The sequence below is a fragment of the Haloplanus aerogenes genome (assembly GCF_003856835.1).
GTDB lineage: Archaea > Halobacteriota > Halobacteria > Halobacteriales > Haloferacaceae > Haloplanus > Haloplanus aerogenes.
In genome coordinates, this window is record NZ_CP034145.1 from 201,161 (window position 1) to 218,559 (window position 17,399).

The 17,399-nt window shown below is 66.7% G+C and carries 22 protein-coding genes and 1 tRNA gene; 11 read left to right on the plus strand and 12 right to left on the minus strand.

What is annotated here, in order from left to right; translation table 11 throughout:
- The first annotated feature begins 6 nt into the window (after positions 1-6).
- Together DU502_RS01035 and DU502_RS01040 are read left to right on the plus strand one after the other, a co-directional pair.
- Positions 7-687, plus strand: a complete 681-nt coding sequence (locus DU502_RS01035) for a TIGR00266 family protein (RefSeq protein ID WP_121921119.1) — start codon at positions 7-9, stop codon at positions 685-687.
- A 37-nt stretch (positions 688-724) separates the two neighbouring features.
- Positions 725-922: a hypothetical protein gene (locus DU502_RS01040; protein WP_121921118.1), complete on the plus strand. Its 198-nt coding sequence runs from the start codon at positions 725-727 to the stop codon at positions 920-922.
- Positions 923-958: 36 nt separating this feature from the next.
- On the opposite strand, the gene DU502_RS18820 is transcribed toward DU502_RS01040, so the two are convergent.
- On the minus strand, positions 959-1,081 hold the full coding sequence (locus DU502_RS18820) for a hypothetical protein (protein WP_277872148.1): 123 nt from the start codon (positions 1,079-1,081) through the stop codon (positions 959-961).
- 87 nt (positions 1,082-1,168) lie between these two features.
- On the opposite strand from DU502_RS18820, the gene DU502_RS01045 reads away from it, so the two are divergent.
- Together DU502_RS01045 and DU502_RS01050 are read left to right on the plus strand one after the other, a co-directional pair.
- A complete protein-coding gene (locus DU502_RS01045; RefSeq protein WP_121921117.1) occupies positions 1,169-1,405 on the plus strand; it encodes an antitoxin VapB family protein in 237 nt (78 codons plus the stop codon).
- On the plus strand, positions 1,402-1,788 hold the full coding sequence (locus DU502_RS01050) for a PIN domain-containing protein (RefSeq protein ID WP_121921116.1): 387 nt from the start codon (positions 1,402-1,404) through the stop codon (positions 1,786-1,788). The genes DU502_RS01045 and DU502_RS01050 overlap by 4 nt, the downstream gene beginning before the upstream one ends.
- Before the next feature lie 60 nt (positions 1,789-1,848).
- On the opposite strand, the gene DU502_RS01055 is transcribed toward DU502_RS01050, so the two are convergent.
- Together DU502_RS01055 and DU502_RS01060 are read right to left on the minus strand one after the other, a co-directional pair.
- Positions 1,849-1,921 (minus strand) — tRNA-Gln (locus DU502_RS01055).
- 83 nt (positions 1,922-2,004) lie between these two features.
- Positions 2,005-2,478: a FlaD/FlaE family flagellar protein gene (locus tag DU502_RS01060; protein WP_121921115.1), complete on the minus strand. Its 474-nt coding sequence runs from the start codon at positions 2,476-2,478 to the stop codon at positions 2,005-2,007.
- Between the two features lie 89 nt (positions 2,479-2,567).
- Between DU502_RS01060 and DU502_RS01065 the strand changes: the two genes are divergently transcribed.
- Positions 2,568-3,143: an IMP cyclohydrolase gene (locus tag DU502_RS01065; RefSeq protein WP_121921114.1), complete on the plus strand. Its 576-nt coding sequence runs from the start codon at positions 2,568-2,570 to the stop codon at positions 3,141-3,143.
- Positions 3,144-3,192: 49 nt separating this feature from the next.
- Here the strand turns inward: DU502_RS01065 and DU502_RS01070 are convergent, their stop codons facing one another.
- Complete coding sequence (locus DU502_RS01070) at positions 3,193-4,830, minus strand: thiamine pyrophosphate-binding protein (RefSeq protein ID WP_124896987.1); 1,638 nt, start codon at positions 4,828-4,830, stop codon at positions 3,193-3,195.
- A gap of 350 nt (positions 4,831-5,180) precedes the next feature.
- Here DU502_RS01070 and DU502_RS01075 point away from each other — a divergent pair, with 350 nt between their 5' ends.
- Positions 5,181-5,858 carry a metallophosphoesterase family protein gene (locus DU502_RS01075; RefSeq protein WP_121921112.1) on the plus strand — a complete coding sequence of 226 codons (678 nt, stop codon included), beginning with the start codon at positions 5,181-5,183 and terminating at the stop codon, positions 5,856-5,858.
- A gap of 40 nt (positions 5,859-5,898) precedes the next feature.
- On the opposite strand, the gene DU502_RS01080 is transcribed toward DU502_RS01075, so the two are convergent.
- Complete coding sequence (locus DU502_RS01080) at positions 5,899-7,080, minus strand: aspartate kinase (RefSeq protein ID WP_121921111.1); 1,182 nt, start codon at positions 7,078-7,080, stop codon at positions 5,899-5,901.
- 245 nt (positions 7,081-7,325) lie between these two features.
- Between DU502_RS01080 and fdhF the strand changes: the two genes are divergently transcribed.
- Both fdhF and DU502_RS01090 read left to right on the plus strand, forming a co-directional pair.
- Positions 7,326-9,410: a formate dehydrogenase subunit alpha gene (fdhF, locus tag DU502_RS01085; protein WP_121921110.1), complete on the plus strand. Its 2,085-nt coding sequence runs from the start codon at positions 7,326-7,328 to the stop codon at positions 9,408-9,410.
- Positions 9,411-9,466: 56 nt separating this feature from the next.
- Positions 9,467-9,730 (plus strand): DUF7553 family protein, encoded by a 264-nt coding sequence (locus DU502_RS01090; protein WP_121921109.1) that lies wholly within the window; start codon positions 9,467-9,469, stop codon positions 9,728-9,730.
- Between the two features lie 77 nt (positions 9,731-9,807).
- Here DU502_RS01090 and DU502_RS01095 read toward each other — a convergent pair whose 3' ends face one another.
- A complete protein-coding gene (locus tag DU502_RS01095) occupies positions 9,808-10,422 on the minus strand; it encodes a transcription antitermination protein (RefSeq protein WP_121921108.1) in 615 nt (204 codons plus the stop codon).
- Between the two features lie 386 nt (positions 10,423-10,808).
- Positions 10,809-11,675 carry a sulfurtransferase gene (locus tag DU502_RS01100; RefSeq protein WP_121921107.1) on the minus strand — a complete coding sequence of 289 codons (867 nt, stop codon included), beginning with the start codon at positions 11,673-11,675 and terminating at the stop codon, positions 10,809-10,811.
- A 231-nt stretch (positions 11,676-11,906) separates the two neighbouring features.
- Here DU502_RS01100 and DU502_RS01105 point away from each other — a divergent pair, with 231 nt between their 5' ends.
- Positions 11,907-12,698 carry a sulfurtransferase gene (locus DU502_RS01105; RefSeq protein ID WP_121921106.1) on the plus strand — a complete coding sequence of 264 codons (792 nt, stop codon included), beginning with the start codon at positions 11,907-11,909 and terminating at the stop codon, positions 12,696-12,698.
- Between the two features lie 18 nt (positions 12,699-12,716).
- Here the strand turns inward: DU502_RS01105 and DU502_RS01110 are convergent, their stop codons facing one another.
- Positions 12,717-13,718 carry an AI-2E family transporter gene (locus DU502_RS01110; protein ID WP_121921105.1) on the minus strand — a complete coding sequence of 334 codons (1,002 nt, stop codon included), beginning with the start codon at positions 13,716-13,718 and terminating at the stop codon, positions 12,717-12,719.
- Between the two features lie 177 nt (positions 13,719-13,895).
- On the opposite strand from DU502_RS01110, the gene DU502_RS01115 reads away from it, so the two are divergent.
- Both DU502_RS01115 and DU502_RS01120 read left to right on the plus strand, forming a co-directional pair.
- The gene (locus DU502_RS01115) at positions 13,896-14,354 is read left to right on the plus strand and encodes a DUF2391 family protein (protein ID WP_121921104.1); all 459 of its coding nucleotides are present in this window, start codon (positions 13,896-13,898) and stop codon (positions 14,352-14,354) included.
- A 60-nt stretch (positions 14,355-14,414) separates the two neighbouring features.
- Positions 14,415-15,008 (plus strand): DUF7090 family protein, encoded by a 594-nt coding sequence (locus DU502_RS01120; protein WP_121921103.1) that lies wholly within the window; start codon positions 14,415-14,417, stop codon positions 15,006-15,008.
- Position 15,009: 1 nt separating this feature from the next.
- Here DU502_RS01120 and DU502_RS01125 read toward each other — a convergent pair whose 3' ends face one another.
- The 4 genes from DU502_RS01125 to DU502_RS01135 form a co-directional block, all read right to left on the minus strand.
- Positions 15,010-15,795: a DUF7089 family protein gene (locus DU502_RS01125; protein WP_121921102.1), complete on the minus strand. Its 786-nt coding sequence runs from the start codon at positions 15,793-15,795 to the stop codon at positions 15,010-15,012.
- Entirely contained in the window at positions 15,795-15,884 is a 90-nt protein-coding gene (locus tag DU502_RS19165; RefSeq protein ID WP_449271746.1) for a hypothetical protein, read from the minus strand. Before DU502_RS19165 ends, DU502_RS01125 begins: the two co-directional genes overlap by 1 nt.
- Before the next feature lie 454 nt (positions 15,885-16,338).
- On the minus strand, positions 16,339-17,001 hold the full coding sequence (locus DU502_RS01130; RefSeq protein WP_121921101.1) for an OapC/ArvC family zinc-ribbon domain-containing protein: 663 nt from the start codon (positions 16,999-17,001) through the stop codon (positions 16,339-16,341).
- A gap of 2 nt (positions 17,002-17,003) precedes the next feature.
- On the minus strand, positions 17,004-17,396 hold the full coding sequence (locus tag DU502_RS01135) for a DUF2073 domain-containing protein (RefSeq protein ID WP_121921442.1): 393 nt from the start codon (positions 17,394-17,396) through the stop codon (positions 17,004-17,006).
- Positions 17,397-17,399 lie beyond the last annotated feature (3 nt).

Below are 17,399 nucleotides of genomic sequence, written 5' to 3' on the forward strand. Positions count from 1 at the left end.
AGTCGTATGGACCACGACATCACCCACCGCCCGTCCTACGCCCAGCTCACCCTCTCGCTCGACGCCGGCGAATCGGTCCGCGCCGAAGCCGGCGCGATGGTGAGTTACACCGGCGACGTCGACGTCGAGACGCAGGCCGAAGGGGGCCTGTTGAAGTCGCTCTCGCGGTCGGTGTTCGGCGGCGAATCCTTCTTCATGAACACGTTCACCGCGAACGGCGCGAGCCAGCTCGAACTGGCTCCGGCGCTGTCCGGCGACGTGCAACACCACCAGCTAACCGACGAGACGCTGTTCGTCCAGTCCACGTCCTTCGTCGCCTCGGACCCGACCATCGACGTGGACACGAAGTTCGGTGGGGGCAAGACGTTCTTCGGCGGCGAGGGGCTGTTCCTGCTGAAACTCTCCGGGACGGGACCGACCTTCATCTCCAGTTACGGCGCCATCGACGAACACCGCGTCGAACCCGGCGAGACGCGTATCGTCGACACCGGCCACATCGTCGCGTTCGAGGAGACGCTCGACTTCGAAGTCAAACGCGTCGGTGGCCTCAAATCGACGCTGTTCAGCGGCGAAGGCCTCGTCTGCGAGTTCAGCGGGGAGGGGACCGTCTGGACCCAGACGCGGAGCCCCGACGCCTTCCTCGCGTGGCTCATCCCGAAACTCCCGACGCAGAACAGTTCGAACTGACCGGAGCCTTATGACACAGCGTCGCGGTAGTTCGCCCATGGCAGACCGAAGCATCATCGACCTGATCGAGGACTGGCAGACGGGCTTTTTCGTCGTCCTCGGCTGTATCGTCGTCGGCGTGCTGGTCGGGCTGGCTCTCCGGTCGGTCGCGGGGCCGCCCGGCTTCGTGATCGGCATCCTCGTCGGGGCGCTCTGCGGCTTCGTCGCGTACTCGTATCTCCGCTACGGGCGATAGGTGGCAGTGACGACGGGTGGCTGAGCGCCCGACACCTTACCCCGGCGTCGGGACGCCCGGCCCCGTCGGATTCTCGTCTTTCGGATCCTCGCGGTTGAGGATGGCGTCGCGGATGCGGTCGAACGCTGATCGGTCCGTACGGACAACGGGCACGTGCATAGCCCGCGTCCGTGTTAGGGTTTGACACACTTGGGTCTGGTGGGGGTAGACCGTTCTTCTAAGTAGTCCGAAGTATACGCTGTATACATGGGGAGCAAGACGATCCGTCTGGACGAGGACGTCTACGAGCGCCTCCGGGAGAACAAGCGGGACGACGAGACGTTTTCGGAGGCAGTCGAGCGACTGATGGGCGGCCGCTCGCTCGCGGAACTGGGCGACGTGCTCGACGACGGGAGTCGAGTCGAGCGGATGGAAACGGCGATAGCGGAAGCCGACGAGGCCGACGTCCACGAGGTCGACGAAGTGCTCGATCAGTTCGAATGATCGCCGACACGGATTTCCTCATCGACCTGATGAAGCGGGATACCGGTGCTCGCCAGAAACTCCGCGAACTCGAAGCCGAGGGGATACCGGTCAAGATACCGGCGATGGCGGTGCTCGAACTCTACATCGGGGTTGGAGCGGAGATGAGCGACGACGAGGAACGGGAGGTGCGCGAGATCCTGCGCCCGCATCCGTTCGTCCCGATGAGCGACGAAATCTCCCGAATCGCCGGGCGGCGAATCGGAGAGGGAGACACCTCGAAACTGAAAAAGAACAAGGGCGACGCGGCTATCGGAGCGACGGGGGAAGTGGAAGGAGAGGCCGTCCTCACGCGGAACGTCGACGACTTCGAAGCGTTCGGGTTCGACGTCGAGACGTATTAGCGCCGGTCGACTCTGTCCGATGTGCGGGTCTCGCTTCGGTTTTCTAAAAGAAGTGGAGAATAGTCCCACCAGGATTCGAACCTGGGTCGAAGCCCCCAGAAGGCTTCAGGATTGGCCGCTACCCCATGGGACTGCGACTCCGGGACGGGAGTCATCACTCTATACCCGCGAATCGCATATGAGTGTTGCGAAGTCCGAGCACCGGCGGCGGGCGCGCTACCGCGTCGCGATACCGAGCAACCGGACGACGTGCGCGAAACTCAGCAGGTGGTCCGCGCGGTCGAGGTCGTCGTCGCCCGGCTCCAGCACTGCCACCGCGTCGTCGACCCGGGCGTCGAGCGTCGCCGCGGCGTCCTCGCCAAGCCACCCGAGCGCGCGGTAGCGGGCGATAGCGTCGCGGGTCGCCCCCTCGCCCGCCGTCCGCACGAGATAGACGATCCAGTCGCGGCCGATCCGTCGCCCCTCCGGTACATCCGGAAACGTGGGGAGATACGGCCGCTCGCCGAGCGCCTCGGGGTCGACGCCGCCGATAGCGACCAGCATCTCGCACTGCTCGTGGGAGGGTTCGTCCGGTGCCGCGGGTCGGTACTCCGACCCCTCGACGCGCGGGAGGCTGACGCCGATTTCCGGGTCGTCCACGTCGGCGAGCGACCGAAGTTCCCGCGGATCGTAGTCGGCCGGGTCGATCACGGGAGGAGTTGGGCGGGTGCGCTCAAGGCTCTTTGGGCGGGCGCGGCAGAACGGAAAGACGTACGTGGTCGGTGGCTGAACGGCGAGACATGTACGTTGGCCGCTTCATCGTCGTCGGCCCGGGTATCGGCGCCTACCGCGTCTCCTCCCGGTCGTTCCCGAACCGACAGATCGTCGAGCGCGAGGGTACCCTGACCGTCACCCCGACGCCGGACGCACCGGAGACGGACAACCCCTACATCGCCTACAACTGCGTGCGGGAGAGTGAGGGGCGGGCGGTGCTTGGCAACGGTTCGCACGTCGACCCCGTGACCGAAAAGCTGGACATGGGCTACCCCGCCCGCGACGCGCTGGCGACGGCGCTCCTGTCGCTGGATTACGAGAAAGACGACTACGACACGCCGCGGATCGCAGGTGTCGTCGAGGCCGAGACGGCGACGGTCGGCATCGTCCGCCGTGACGCCCTGCTGGTCGAGGAAGTCGACGAACCGACGCTGGTCGCCACCTACGAGGAGGACCGCCCGCGCGCGTTCGACTTCGACGCGACGGACGCGACGGGAGCGGCCCGGGAGGCGTACGATCTGGACTTCGAACACGCGGTCTGTGCGGCCGGGATGGCCGTTGACGGCGACGGCGTGACGACCGGCATCGTCAACGGGGAGTGAGGGCGCGACCGGGACGCGGACACGTCGACGCATCGGGGCGCTCGCCGCCTCACAGGTCGTCACCGGCGGGCACTACCTCGGGGTCGAGGTGAACGTCGACCACCGATGGTCCGTCGACGGCCAGCGCCGCTTCGAGCGTCCGCTCGACCCCGTCGGGGTCGTTGAGGCGGAACCCCCGGGCACCGAACACGTCGGCGAGCACGTCGAACTGTGGGTCTCCGGCGCGATGCGGTGCCGTCCGGGCCGATCCGGGAGTGGCGTCGTGCAAGACGACCACCGTCAGATCGAGGGCCTCGCGGACGGCGACCGCCAGTTCCTGCTGCGTCGTCAGGAACGAGTCGGCCCCCTCGATACAGACGACTGGCCGGTCCCCGCCAGTGGCCACGCAGGCGCCGATGGCCGCGGGCAGGCCGTAGCCCATCGTCCCCAAGTGCGTGGAGAGCCACGTCCGCGGCCGTCGGAACGTCCAGTATCGCATCGCCCACCACTGGTGTCGGCCGCCGCCGGTGGTGACGAGCGTGTCGTCGGGCGTCAGTTCGTCGAGTCGTTCGACGACCGCCCGCGGCGTCAGCGGCCCATCCGCGGGCGCGTCATCGGGGGCGGACTCGCGCCGCCACGCGTCGGTCCGACCCCGCCACGCCGCCGCGTCCGGGGATCGAGGCATCGCGTCGAACAGTTGCTCGAGGGCCGTTCCAACGTCACCGACCAGCGGATGGTCCGCTCGGGGCATCCCGGTGGCGTCGAGGTGGACGCTCTCGGCGTCGGGAGCGACCGTCTCGACGCCGCCGGTGCTGCCGTCGAAGTCCGCTCCGACCGCGAGCACCGCGTCGCAGTTAGCTAGCGCCCGGTTCGCGCACGCGGTGCCGTGTGTCCCCGCGACCGAGAGCGAGAGCGGGTGGTCCTCCGGGAACGATCCCAGTCCAGGTACGGTCGTGGCCACCGGGATGCCGTGGGCGGTCACGAACGCACGGAGTTCGGCGCTGGCGTCGCCCGCGATCACGCCACGGCCCGAGAGGACGACCGGACGGTCGGCGCCCGCGAGGGCCTCGGCGGCCGCCGACACCGATTCCGGATCGACGCGCTCGGGGGCCTCGGAGTCTACCGACGGGGACGGAGCGGTCGGCGACCGGTCGGTCGTCGCCAGCGTGACGTCCTTGGGGAGGTCGACCAGCGTCGGGCCGGGCCGCCCTGCACGAGCGAGCGCGAACGCCTCGGCGACGGTGTCACCGACCACGTCGACGTCGGTCACCAGGTAGTTCGCCTTGGTAACCGGTCCGGTCACGTCGACCGTGGGGGCCTCCTGGAACGCGTCCCGTCCGATGAGGTGGGACGGCGCCTGACCGGTCAGAGCGAGGAGGGGCGCGTCGTTCGCCGCGGCGTCGGCCAGTCCCGTGACTAAGTTCGTCGCCCCGGGCCCGGAGGTCGCCAGACAGACGCCGGGTGTGCCGGAGACGACGCCGTAGGCGTGGGCCGCGTGGGCCGCGCTCCGCTCGTGAGCCATGGTGACGTGGCCCATCGTCGAGTCGTAGAGGGCGTCGTAGACGGGCATGATCGCCCCGCCCTGGACGCCGAACAGGTGTTCGACGCCCGCCCGTTCGAGTGCCGCGGCGACCGCCTCGCCGCCGGTTCTGGGGGTCGCTGTCGATACGTCGTCCGCGTACTGCGTCGTTGCCGATCGGTGTGACATCTGGTGAGTGTGGGGTGGAAGGTCGGGAGCGTCGCCGTAGCCACGACGGACCGGCGGCGTCACTCCGAAACGATTCGAACGGGCCGAGGAGAGGGGTGATGAGGTGGGGCGTTACTGGGCGGCCCCAATAATGGCGACGCGAGCGACGCCGACGGCCCCGCTGCTACGGGTGGACGAACCCGTCCGTGCAGCGAGCCGTTGCATACGCCGTCAATCCCCGCGTGGCATATTAACTATTCCGCCGCGACCCAAAAGGGACGGTCGAGTGGGAGGTGGCCGTGGGTCGCGGTGGGGCCCTAAGCGTTCGCGCTCACGACAAGGCCTAACCCCCGGGAGCCGCAAGCGACGCCATGCGCCTCGGCGTCATCTCCGACATCCACGCCAACCGAGTCGCCCTCGAAGCCGTCCTCGACGACATGCCCGACGTGGACCAGTTGGTCTGTGCGGGCGACGTGGTCGGGTACAACCCGTGGCCGGCCGACTGCGTCGCGGCGGTGCGGGAGCGATCCATCCCGACGGTGATGGGCAACCACGACCGGGCCACCGCCAGCGACACGCCCTTCCGGTTCAACGCGATGGCGACGGCGGGCGTCGAGTACGCGAGAGACGAGCTGGACGACGACGCGCTGTCGTGGCTGGCCGACCTCCCACCGGAGCGCACTGTGGCGGACGGCCGCGTCAAGATCGTCCACGGCCACCCCGACGACCCGGACCGCTACACCTACCCCGAGGAGTTCTCGCCGCGAATGTTGCGCGGCGAAGACCTGTTGATCACGGGCCACACCCACGTGCAGGGCCACCGTGTCTTCGACGAGGGGGTGGTGATGAATCCGGGGAGCGTCGGCCAACCGCGGGACGACGACCCGCGGGCGGGCTACGCAGTGGTCGAGTTGGACGAGGGGGCGGGCGGGGACACGGTGACGGTCGAGGAGCGCCGGGTCGAGTACGACGTGGACGCGGTCATCGAAGCGGTGGAGGAGGCGGGGCTGCCGACTCGGATCGGGACGCGACTGCTGGACGGGCGCTGAACTGAAGGGTGGGCGCGTCGGGAACCGCGAACGGCGTGGCTCAGATCGTCTGTTCCTGCACGATTTCGAGCGTCTCCTCGCGGTCCGCCCAGTTGACGAAGATGGCGACGGAGGTGGCGGACGTGATGAGGTCGTGGATGTTGATGCCGGCCTCGGAGACGGGCTGGACGATGTCGAGGATGATGCCGGGACGGTTCGGGAGTTCGCCGCCCGTGACCCGGATGACGGCGAACTGGCTCTCCACCGTGACCGAGGAGAGCGTCTCGTCGTCGACGACCTGTTCGTGGAGGATGTACTCCGCGTCCTCGGCGAGGTCGTCGTTGACGTAGAAGGTGACCGAATCCATGCCGCTGGCGACGGCATCGATGTTGATGTCCTCGCTCCGGAGCGCCTGCGCGAGGTCGGCGAGGATGCCCGGGCGATTGCGGAGCGCGCGCCCCGCGACGGTGATGCAGGCGAGGGGTTCGTCCTGCATGTCGATGAGGTTCTGGAACTGCCCCTCGATTTTCGTGCCGCCGGTCAGCAGGTCGCCGTGTTGGTAGTGGACGACGCGGACCACGAGATCCTCGTCCTTGTAGGAGAGGGCGCTGGGTGCGACCACCTCGGCGCCGCGGAAGGATAGATTGCGGAGTTCGTCGACGGTGATATGGCCGACGTTGCGGGCGCCTTCGACGACTCGCGGGTCGCCGGTCATGACACCTTCCACGTCGGTGACGATGACGACTTCGTCGGCGTCCATGAACTTCCCGAGCATGACCGCGGTGGTGTCGCTGCCGCCGCGGCCGAGCGTCGTCACCTTGCCGTCGATGGTCTGGGCGAGGAAGCCGGTGATGACGGGGACGACGTTATCGAGGTCGGCGGCGAGCGACTGGGAACGCTTCAGCGTCTCCTCGGCGTCGACCTCGCCGTACTCGTCGGTGATGATCGGCCAGATGTCGCTCCCGGGTTCGACGAAGGTGGCGTTGACGCCGCGGGAACCGAGCGCCGCCTTGAGCATCCGGACGCTCGTCCGTTCGCCCATGCTGACGATTTCGGCGCGGTCGGCGTCGTCCGCGTCGAACGTGATTTCTTCCAGCAGTTCGTCGGTCGTCGACCCCATCGCGCTGGCGACGATAGCGACTTCGTGGCCTTCCTCCACTGCTTTCGCGACGGTGTCGGCCGCGCGTTCGATGCGGTCGCCGCTCCCGAGCGACGTGCCGCCGAATTTCGCGACTACGCGCATCGTGGGCCCTCCACGTGGTCAGACGGATGTTCAGGCATGGCCGGTGGTAGCGAGATGGACGGTAATAACTGTGTTCACTTGCCACGCGCCCTCGTGACGAACTGATAGGGGTTATCGTAACTGTCCATAGATTCTCGCCGGGACGGTCCGGCGAGAATCTCTGACGACTTCCGATGATCCCTATGAGTCCGCAGGAGCCCTTTTGTAGACAGAAGTCAATAGGATAACACTTGAGGTAATCACAGATGAGCGAGCAAACCAAGACGATCTGTCCGTACTGTGGGGTGGGGTGTGGCATCGCGGTCACCGAAGATATGCGGTTCGCGCCGTGGGGTGATGCACCGGTCAATAACGGGCGCATCTGCATCAAAGGGGGCGCAGCGATGGAGGTGGTCGAGCACGAGGACCGATTGAAGACGCCCCAGATTCGCGGCGAGGACGGCGAACTCCACGAGGCGACGTGGGACGAGGCGTACGACCGAGTGGTGAGCGAGATGGAGCGCATCCGCGACGAACACGGCCCGGATGCGGTGGGCTTTTTCGGGTGTTCGAAGTCGATGAACGAGGAGAACTACCTCCTCCAGAAACTCGCGCGACGGTACGGCACGAACAACGTCGACAACTGCACACGGATGTGCCACGCCTCGACGGTGTACGCTCTCCGGCGAAGCCTCGGCGCCGGCGCGATGACCAACAGCATGCAGGACCTGATGGAGTCGGCCGACGTGCTGTGGATTCAGGGCGCCAACCCGGCCGAGCAACATCCCATCGCCAACAGCGTCTACTTCCGACAGGCGGTGCTCGATGGCGCGACGGTGATTCAGGTCGACCCCCACGCCAACAAGACGACGCGGTCGTTCGACATCGAGGGGACGGAGCGACACCAGCATCTTCAGGTGGAGCCGGGCACCGACATCCCGCTCCTGAACGTCGTCATCAAGACGGTTCTGGAGAACGACTGGGTCGACGAGGAGTTCGTCGCCGAGCGAACCGACGGGATCGAGGACCTCGCGGAGACCTTGGAGGATTTCGACAAGGAAGCCGCTGCCGAGACGTGTGGCGTCCCCCTCGAAGACATCGAACGCGCCGCGGAGGCGTACGCCACCGCCGAGAACGCGGCCATCTTCACCGGGATGGGGATGAGCCAGCACACCTGCGGTGTCGACAACGTCCAGAACGAGATCAACCTCGCCCTGATCACCGGTAACCTCGGCCGACCGGGCACGGGCGTCAACCCGCTCCGTGGCCAGAACAACGTCCAGGGAACTTGTGACGTGGGTGCGATGCCGAACACCCTGCCCGGCTACCAGAACGTCGAGGACGACGAGTTGCGGGCGGCTGTCGAGGAGGTGTGGGGGTTCGAGGTGCCGCCGGAAGCGGGGCTGACGAACGTCGAAATCTCCCGAGCGGCCGGGGACACGATCCACGGGCTCTACGTGATGGGCGAGAACCCGATCATGAGCGAACCGGACGCCAACCGGGTCGCGGAACGGCTGGCCGACCTAGAGTTCGTGGTGGTACAGGACATCTTCCCGACCGACACCGTTGCCTACGCGGACGTGGTGTTGCCCGCGACTTCGTGGGCCGAGCGCGGCGGGACCGTCGCCAACACCGACCGGCGCGTCCAGCTGATGCGCGGGATCGATAAGGTCTACGAGGACACGAAAGACGACCTCGAAATCCTCGCCGAGATCGGCACCCGGCTGTTCGGCGACGGCACCTTCGACTTCGACGGTCCCGAGGCCGTGTTCGAGGAACTCCGGCAGGTGTGTCCCATCTACTACGGCATGACCTACGAGTTGCTCGGGACCGAAGGGCTCCACTGGCCCTGCCTCGAACTCGGCGACGAAGGCGACCCCTACCTGTACGAATCGGCGTTCACGACGCCGGACGGACTGGGGCACATCGAGGGTGTGCGCCACCAGCCACCGAAGGAGGTGCCCGACGAGGAGTACCCGTTGATCCTCACGACGGCGCGACTGATCGAACACTACAACACGGGGACGATGAGTCGACGGTCGCCGACGCTCAACCGCCAGCATCCCGAGAACTTCGTCGACGTGCATCCGAAGGATGCCGAGCGATACGACATCGCGGACGGAGAGACCGTGACACTCCGGTCACGACGAGGCGAAATCGAGGTACAGGTGCAGGTTACCGACGATATCAAGGAAGGGACCGTGTGGACGACACCCCACTTCGCGGCGTCGTCGGCGAACCGCCTCACGAACGACGTACTCGACGAACGGGCGAAGATCCCGGAGTACAAGGCTGCAGCCGTCGCCATCGAGCCGAGTGGTGGGGAGCCGGAGACGGCGGCTGACGACTGATCGACGGCCGGGAACGTTGGGACAGGAACTTGTCCCCCCCGTCCGTAGCGCCACTCATGGCACACGAGCAACTCCAACGCGCGAGCGACGAACTGACCGCCGCGGCCGAACTGGCCGCCGGCGACGAAAGCGACCGACTCGAACGACAGGCCGAGCAGTTCGCGAATCTGGCCGAGACGGGCGCCGATCACGGCCGCCTCGCCCGCCACGAGAACGCACTCCGTGAGATCAAGGCGGCGACCGACGACGACGTGAACGAACGGATCGACGCGGCGATGGACGCGATCACCGCCTACCGCGAGACGATCGAAGGCGTGTGAGAACATCTCCCGAACCCCTTCGCTTCGAGTGGAGATCGGGGCCGCCAGAAGCAGCGAAAGCTAGCGAATAGCCCGGCTCAGCAGACGTTTTTCGGCTTGACGCCCATCGATTCGAGCGTCTCCACGTAGTCCTCGTACGTCGCGTCGACGACGGCCGTTGCAGCGGCGGTCGCGCGGTCCCATCGGTCGTCGTCGTCCGCACAGAGGGTATCGAGCGTGTCGACGACGTGGTCCTGTGCGTCGTCGATCCCGCTCCGCAGGTCGCGGAACTGGTTGGCCGTCGAGGGGTCGGCGTCGCCGACGAAGAAGCCGACCATCTGGCCCATGGTCCGGTCGAGGACGAGCGCGTAGCCGAGGGCGCCGCCGGCGCGGTCGACGGGGTCGTCGAGGCCCGCGAGCGTGTCGTAGGTGCGGCGGTCCGCGGCGTCGGCGTCCGCATCGAGCGCGTCTCGGCGGTCCGCGGCGTCGGCGGCGAGCGCCTCGAACAGTGCTTCCGCGTCGCCGTCGGCGTCGGCGGCCCACGTCTCGAACGTCTCGGCGGCCGCGGCGGCGTCGGTGGCCGCGGCGGCCCGAACCGCGTCGCCGGTCATGTCGCCGTCGGTGAGTGCGTACAGCCACTTCGAGGAGCCGAGTCGGGATAGCTCCGTCTCCAGGTCGTCGGTCAGGGTGTCGACGAGCGTCGTACCGTCCATATCTCGCGGTACGACAGCCCGATGTTTGTATGCATCGGGATCGGGGACGGGCGGAAAAACGAATCGTGATGGTCACGCGCGACGCGTGGAGGTCGCTGTCGGCGGCGTCGGTCGGGCTGTCGTTCGCTACGAGGCTTCGTGTTACTCAGCCTCGCCCTTCTCGCGGGTCGTTCCTCCCCGCTCGATTCGAGGCCTCGTGTTACTCGGCCTCGCCCTTCTCGCGGGTCGTTCCTCCCCGCTCGATTCGAGGCCTCGTGTTACTCGGCCTCGCCCTTCTCGCGGGTCGTTCCTCCCCGCTCGATTCGAGGCCTCGTGTTACTCGGCCTCGCCCTGCTTCACGGCTCGCTACCGCTCGCCGTTCCGCCACGAGGCTTCGTTCCCTACGGTCACTCAGCCTCGCCTTTCTCGATCGGGACACCAACGAGGTTGCCCCACTCGGTCCAGGAGCCGTCGTAGTTGATCGTGTCCTCGTAGCCGAGGAGTTCGTGGAGCGCGAACCACGCGACCGACGAGCGCTCGCCGATGCGGCAGTAGGCGACGGTCGTGCCCTCGCCGTCGATGCCTTCCTCGGCGTAGAGCGACTCGATCTCCTCGCGGGTCTTGAACGTGCCGTCGTCGTTCGTGACCGCGGCCCACGAGATGTTCTTCGCGCCGGGGATGTGGCCGCCGCGCTGGGCCGTCTCCTGCAGTCCCGGGGGCGCGAGGATCTCACCCTTGAACTCCTCGGGCGAACGCACGTCGACGAGCGGCAGGCCGCGCTCGATGGCGTTCTCCACGTCCTCGCGGTACGCGCGGATGCTCTCGCGGGGGCCGGCCGCCTCGTAGTCGACGACGGAGAAGTCCGGCTCCTCCGTCGTCAGCGGGTAGTCGTGTTCGAGCCAGTAGTCCCGGCCGCCGTCCATCAGGCGTACGTCGTCGTGGCCGTAGTACTTGAACTGCCAGTAGGTGTAGGCAGCGAACCAGTTGGAGTTGTCACCGTAGAGGACCACGGTGGAATCCTCGGCGATACCGTGACTTCCCAGCAGGTTCTCGAAGTCCTTCTTCGAGAGGATGTCGCGGGTCGTCTGATCCTGTAGCTGGGTCTCCCAGTTGAAGCCGATGGCGCCGGGGGCGTGGCCCTCGTCGTACGCCTCCGTGTCTACGTCGACTTCTACGAGACGATAGTCCGGGTCGTCGCTCTGGAAGTCGTCGAGGTGGTTCTCGACCCAATCCGCCGAGACGAGAACGTCCTTCGCGTACCCTGTGTCTGACATAGCAGATGTCCATACGCCACCCTCCCCTATAATCCTCACACAACGGGCAGACACGGCCATTCCTCGCCTTAACCGGAAAATGTTGCCACTGTTTGGACGGATCGACGGGCGTGGGCGACGACTGGGACGGGTGGGACGGGGAGATTCGGGAATGTAGCGGCAAATATTGTCGCCGGATGCGACGGCGTCCGGAAGCGCCGCCACTAAATCTGCCGGGGCTGTACGGCCGATATGACCGAGGACATCGTCGTGTCCATCGACTGGCTCGCGGACCGTCTGGACGAGGTGCGCGTGGTCGACGTGCGCGACGCGTGGGAGTTCGACGGCATCGGCCACGTACCGGGCGCGGTCAACGTGCCCTTCGACCGCTTCCGGAGCAGCGAGGGTGACGAGGGGATGCTCCCCGGCGCGGACCGGTGGACGGCACTGATGGAGGACGCGGGGATCGCGCCCGACGACTGCATCGTCGCCTACGACGACGAACACGGCGTGTTCGCGGCGCGCTTTCTCGTCACCGCTCTCCTCTACGGCCACGACGACGTGCACCTGCTGAACGGCGACTTCAGCGCGTGGAGCCGGAGCCACGAGACGACGACGGACGCGCCGTCGGTCGAGCCCTCGACCTACGAGGTTCGGGAGCCGACGGCGTCGCCGCTGGTCGACTTCGAGACGGTACGGGACGCCCTCGACACCGACGCGGTGATCGTCGACACCCGCGAGGCGTGGGAGTACGAGGAGGGCCACCTCCCGGAGGCCGTCCAACTCGACTGGCGCGAACTCGTCGATCAGGAGACGCGGGGACTGAAACCCGACGACGAACTCGAAGCGCACCTGTCGGATCGGGGCATCACGCCCGACCGTCGGATCGTCCTCTACTGCAACACCGCTCGACGGATCAGCCACACCTACGTCGCGCTCAAACACCTCGGGTACGACACCGTCGACTTCTACGAGGGGAGCCTCACGGAGTGGAAAGAGCGGGGTGGGCCGCTGGTCGAAGGGGACGCCGCGGACGACGCCTGATCGGTCAGACGAGCCGTCTCAGTCCTCCGAAACCGCGACCTGATTGAGTTCGTCCGAGAGGAGATCAGCCATCTCGATGACGAGGGCGACGGCGAGCGGACCGGCGATGACGCCGACGGGCCCGAGCGTCAGGAGGCCGCCGACGAACCCGACGAAGTAGAGACTGCCCGGGAGGTCGGCCGTCTCGCGGGCGAGCCGAGGCCGGATCACCACGTCGGGGAGCCACGCCACGAGGATGCCACCGAGGACGAACACGAGCGCCGCCCGAGCGGGGTCACCGACGACCAGATGGGCGACGGCGAGGAGCCCGATCAACAGCGACGGGCCGACGACCGGCAGGAACTGGAGGATGGCCGAGAGGACCGCCAGCGTGAGGAAGTAGGGGTAGCCGAGGAGAAAGAAAAGCACCAGCGCGACGACGAACGTCCCCGCCGCCGTCGCCGCCTGGAGGACGTAGATGGCAAAGAGGGTGGCACGGGTCCGGCGACTCAGCGCCCGCACCACGTCCCGGTACGAGGGGGGTACGAGGGCGATCAGGGCGCGGTGGGTCTCGGCAGTGTGCGAGAGGAGAGCGAACACGACCATCACGAACACCGTCAGTTTGAGCGCGAGGACGGGCACGACCGTCGCGAACGAGCGGGCGAGTTGGCGGCCGTAGGCGACGGCGACCGCCCGCGCATCGGCGAGCGTAATCGTCGCCGAGAGGCCGTAGATGTCGACAGTGAGGGTAGGTGGCAACGACAGAAGAAAGGAGATGACGGCGTCGAGACGACCGGCGACGACGACGACGAGCGGCAGAGCGAGGGCGACGACGGCGAGGACACCCGTCGCCGTCGTGCCGAGACTGGCCTGCCACGCCGAGAGCCCCCGACGTGTCAGTTCCTCGCGGAGCGGGGAGAGCAGGTAGGCGACGGTGACGGCGAAAAAGACCGTCGCCAGAATGTCGGCAAGCATGACCGCGGCTCCCAGCGCCAGCAGACCGAAAATCCCCCCCAGCACGTACCGGCGGTCGAGCGTCACGGCGTCACCTGTGACCGGTACGGGCAAAACCGTTTCCCGAACCGGTACGGACACTGACTGGTCAGAACGTGCAGACGAAACGGAGGGGTTGCGTGTGTGTGTGGGACGGGACCAAGGGTAGGGGAGGGACCGTGTCGAACACCACGCCTTTACCCCGACGGCTCCGATGGGTGGTCCATGGTCGGGCCACGGCGACGCTTCAAGTTGGCGGACACCGCCCAGCAAGTCGTCGGTGGCTTCCTCCTCGCCGGGCCGTTCGTCGTCACGGAAGAAGTGTGGACGCTGGCCGCGGATATGACGTGGATACAGACGCTGATGACCGTCGCCATCGTGTTCGGCATCGGCTACGGCGCCCTCTACAAGGCCGACGACCGCGACCCCGAGACGGAGACGGACGTCGGGGGTGTCCCGCTCCGATTCGTCTCGCTCATCCTCGTGTCGTACTGCTCGGTCCTCGTCCTCGCCCTCGCGTTCGGGGCGCCCGGGACCTTCCTCGCGGACACGAACGGCGGGCGGACGGTGGGCGTCGCCGGCATCCACGTCACCATCCGAACCATCGAAGTGACGATCAAGGCGGTGAGCGTCGGGGCGGTATTCAGTGTCATCGGCGCCGCGACGGCCGACTCGCTGTTCTGACGCCGGCCGCCGAACGGCCCTCACCCGCAGTCTTAAGTCCGTCCGGTCGCAGAGACGGATATGGATTACACGCTCGCCATCGATGGCGCGCCGGCGACGATCCCCGGCGGGACGGGGGTCCTTCTCCTCCATCCGAGCATCGGCGAGACTGACCGTATCGACACCGACTTTCTGAAGACCGACACCGACAACTTCCTCGTCATCTCGACCCGAACGACTGCCCGCGAGGTCGAACAGAAACTCGAACACTACGACGTTGACGAATCGCGAGCGGACATCCTCGACACGCTCTCGGTCGAGCGGGGCTACTCACGACGCCCCTCGGATCGCGTCCACTACGTCGCTTCGCCCGACGATCTGGACGGGATCGTCTCCAAGACCGAAGCGTTCCTCGACTCCCACGGCGGGAAACGGCGCGTGAGCGTCGACTCGCTCACCGAGATGGCGTACTACGCCGACGAGGAACGGGTGTACGAGGCGACGAAACGACTGCTCGATCTGCTGGCCGAGTACGATGCGGTGGGGCTGTTCCACCTCTCGAAGGAGGTCCACGACGAGGCGACGCTGAATCGCTTCCGGGACCTGTTCGACGGCGTCCTCGATCTCGGCGTCGACGGAGACGTATCCGCCGAGTTCGCTGACGCGTCGGAGTAACTTACGCGTCGCCGAGCGACTCGAACGTCTTCCCGGCCCACTGCACGGCGTAGTCTGACCCGTAGTCCACGTAGGCCGTCGTGTCGAGTGCCGCGAAGGGCGCCGGGAGATCGAGGCCGTGTTTGATCGCGGCGCAGGCGAGTTCGGTCGCATCGGAGAAGTCCGTCTCGCCGCGGGCCACAGCGCCGGGGAGACCGTCGACCCGGTCACGGAGTCGGTCGCCGGCGTCGACCCACGCGTCGTAGAGATGTGGGTGGTCGTCCGCCCAGTCCTCGAAGATAGGGCGGGTCTGGAGGCCGAGCCACCCGTCGTACAGCGCGGCGGCCATCTGGTAGGTCGCGGCCGGATCGAGCGGAACTGCAGCGTCGAGGTCGGGATAGCTATCACCGAAGAAGGGGAGGAACGATTCGGGCACGTCGAGGCCGACCTGTACCAGCGCCTCGGCGATCAGGAAGTCGAGGAAAGCGTCGGGCGTACCCTTCGCCCGGGCCTTGCAGAAGACGACCGGCGGGTCGGTCTGGCGGGTCCACGTGACCGTCCCGTCGCCCGGCAGGCCGATGGTGAACGCCGATCCGACGTATCGACGGAGGGGTTCCGGTGCGTCGTCGGGCACCCAGTCGTCGGGGTACGTCGCCGGATCGAAGGAATCGACCAGGAGGCCGAGTTCTTCCGCGGTCGCGGGGGGAAGCGTCTCGAAGTCACTGTCCACGTCGAGCACTATCGACTCCGGCGCGTGTTCGGCCCTGACAGCGGCCAACTCCCCGGAAAGCGACCGGCGCTCGAACATCAGCCGAGGAGGATTCCGACCACGAGGGCGGCCGCGAGGATTCCCGAGATGCCAACCGTCCCGACCACGATTTTGGTCGCCTGACTCATACCCGAACGCTCGGCGCGGCGCCGCATAAACATTTCAATCTCGGCGACCGGACGCGACGATTCGATCCGCCAGTCTCGTTGGGTGGGGAAGGCCGACACGCCGTGATCGCGGACACCGAATCCGAACCACTGTTTCTTTTCCAGCGAAAAATGGCGTCACATGTACGCTATCGCGGGTTGAGGTCTGAATTACAGAAGAAACGAAGGGGTGTGAATCTCGGGTCTGGGACGCTCCGGCGTGGCGTCCCCGATATCGAACACGACGAACAGTGACCGGTGGGAAGTAAAATAGTATCGACCGAAGGCGAGCCGCGACGGCGGGTGTGGGTGAGTAGGTGCGGATGGGCGTGGAGGTGAAACGGCGGCGTGCGACGGATCGAACGTGGATCGGACGCGCCGACGCTTACGAGTCGTCAACGTTTACGAGTCGTCAACGTTTACGAGTCGCCGACGCTTACGAGTCGCCGTCGCGCCACGTGTCGACGACTTCGATGACGTAGTGGCCGTCCTCTTGCAGGGAGATGATACACTCCTGCCGGTCGTACAGCTCCATCAAGTTGAGTTCGTACTGACCGGGCTCGACGATTTTGATACTCTCGAACTGATCGTTGAGTTCCGCACGGAGGTCCTCGATATCCGGCTGATCGTCCGCCGTCGAGGAGTCGGGCGGAATCGTTCGGGCGGCGTCGTCGGCGGATGGCGGAGGCGAGGCCACCTCGTCGAGTTCGTCGCGGGTGACCACGTCGCGGCGGGCGTCCGCCTGTGCCGTGTCCTCCGACTCGTCGAGGACGCTCGGGTCCGACTCCGCCTCGATGTAGTCGGCGTCAGTGTCCGTGGTGGTGGGCGCGGATACGGACGGGGAACCGCCCGTGGACGCGTCGGGAGAGCGGTCCGACGACGGTGATGGGGACGGATCGGGTGACGACGGCGTGTCCTCGGCAGGTGCGGTGTCGGCGGAAGTGTCGGACGACGCGTCGTCGTCACCGAGTGTCGGCGTCGGCGTCGCGGAGTCGGGCTTGAACTGGAACTTGTTCCCGCCACAGTCCGGACAGCCCGAGAGCATCTCCTTGGAGCCGTCGGGGAACACCCGCTCGCAGTTCGTGCACTGGTGGGGCATGGCTACTTGCGCGAGACGAGCGCGCTGATGAGGTTTTCGTCCTTGTGGAGCGTCTGGATCTGGTTGGCCGGGCCGATAACGGTGAGTTTCTTCGTCGACTCCCGCCCCATCAGGCGGTCGAGGAAACTCCGGTCGGCCGTCTCCGAGCGGGGGTAGGTTTCGATCTCGATCCCGTTGAACTCGTCGGGGCTGATCTCGGTCATCGTCACCTCGATGAGTTTCGACTCCTCGTCGGGCGAGAGTCCCTCCTCCAGAATGACGATGTTGCCGTCGCGAACGCCGTCGAGGATGAGCCGGATCTTCTCCATGCTCGCGAGGTCCTCCATCCGGGCGCCGCTGATGAGATCGATCTGGACGCCGTCGCCGTCGGGATCGGTCGGGGTGGCTTCAGGCATCTC

Excerpts from the sequence above, each read along its gene's own strand:
- DU502_RS01135 (WP_121921442.1), bottom strand. The coding sequence starts at position 17,396 with ATGCCTGAAGCCACCCCGACCGATCCCGACGGCGACGGCGTCCAGATC.
- DU502_RS01115 (WP_121921104.1), top strand. The coding sequence starts at position 13,896 with ATGGTCGGGCCACGGCGACGCTTCAAGTTGGCGGACACCGCCCAGCAA.
- DU502_RS01100 (WP_121921107.1), bottom strand. The coding sequence starts at position 11,675 with ATGTCAGACACAGGGTACGCGAAGGACGTTCTCGTCTCGGCGGATTGG.
- DU502_RS01065 (WP_121921114.1), top strand. The coding sequence starts at position 2,568 with ATGTACGTTGGCCGCTTCATCGTCGTCGGCCCGGGTATCGGCGCCTAC.
- DU502_RS01095 (WP_121921108.1), bottom strand. The coding sequence starts at position 10,422 with ATGGACGGTACGACGCTCGTCGACACCCTGACCGACGACCTGGAGACG.
- DU502_RS18820 (WP_277872148.1), bottom strand. The coding sequence starts at position 1,081 with ATGCACGTGCCCGTTGTCCGTACGGACCGATCAGCGTTCGACCGCATC.
- DU502_RS19165 (WP_449271746.1), bottom strand. The coding sequence starts at position 15,884 with ATGAGTCAGGCGACCAAAATCGTGGTCGGGACGGTTGGCATCTCGGGA.
- fdhF (WP_121921110.1), top strand. The coding sequence starts at position 7,326 with ATGAGCGAGCAAACCAAGACGATCTGTCCGTACTGTGGGGTGGGGTGT.
- DU502_RS01070 (WP_124896987.1), bottom strand. The coding sequence starts at position 4,830 with ATGTCACACCGATCGGCAACGACGCAGTACGCGGACGACGTATCGACA.
- DU502_RS01050 (WP_121921116.1), top strand. The coding sequence starts at position 1,402 with ATGATCGCCGACACGGATTTCCTCATCGACCTGATGAAGCGGGATACC.
- DU502_RS01040 (WP_121921118.1), top strand. The coding sequence starts at position 725 with ATGGCAGACCGAAGCATCATCGACCTGATCGAGGACTGGCAGACGGGC.
- DU502_RS01045 (WP_121921117.1), top strand. The coding sequence starts at position 1,169 with ATGGGGAGCAAGACGATCCGTCTGGACGAGGACGTCTACGAGCGCCTC.
- DU502_RS01035 (WP_121921119.1), top strand. The coding sequence starts at position 7 with ATGGACCACGACATCACCCACCGCCCGTCCTACGCCCAGCTCACCCTC.
- DU502_RS01125 (WP_121921102.1), bottom strand. The coding sequence starts at position 15,795 with ATGTTCGAGCGCCGGTCGCTTTCCGGGGAGTTGGCCGCTGTCAGGGCC.
- DU502_RS01120 (WP_121921103.1), top strand. The coding sequence starts at position 14,415 with ATGGATTACACGCTCGCCATCGATGGCGCGCCGGCGACGATCCCCGGC.
- DU502_RS01130 (WP_121921101.1), bottom strand. The coding sequence starts at position 17,001 with ATGCCCCACCAGTGCACGAACTGCGAGCGGGTGTTCCCCGACGGCTCC.
- DU502_RS01090 (WP_121921109.1), top strand. The coding sequence starts at position 9,467 with ATGGCACACGAGCAACTCCAACGCGCGAGCGACGAACTGACCGCCGCG.
- DU502_RS01075 (WP_121921112.1), top strand. The coding sequence starts at position 5,181 with ATGCGCCTCGGCGTCATCTCCGACATCCACGCCAACCGAGTCGCCCTC.
- DU502_RS01105 (WP_121921106.1), top strand. The coding sequence starts at position 11,907 with ATGACCGAGGACATCGTCGTGTCCATCGACTGGCTCGCGGACCGTCTG.
- DU502_RS01080 (WP_121921111.1), bottom strand. The coding sequence starts at position 7,080 with ATGCGCGTAGTCGCGAAATTCGGCGGCACGTCGCTCGGGAGCGGCGAC.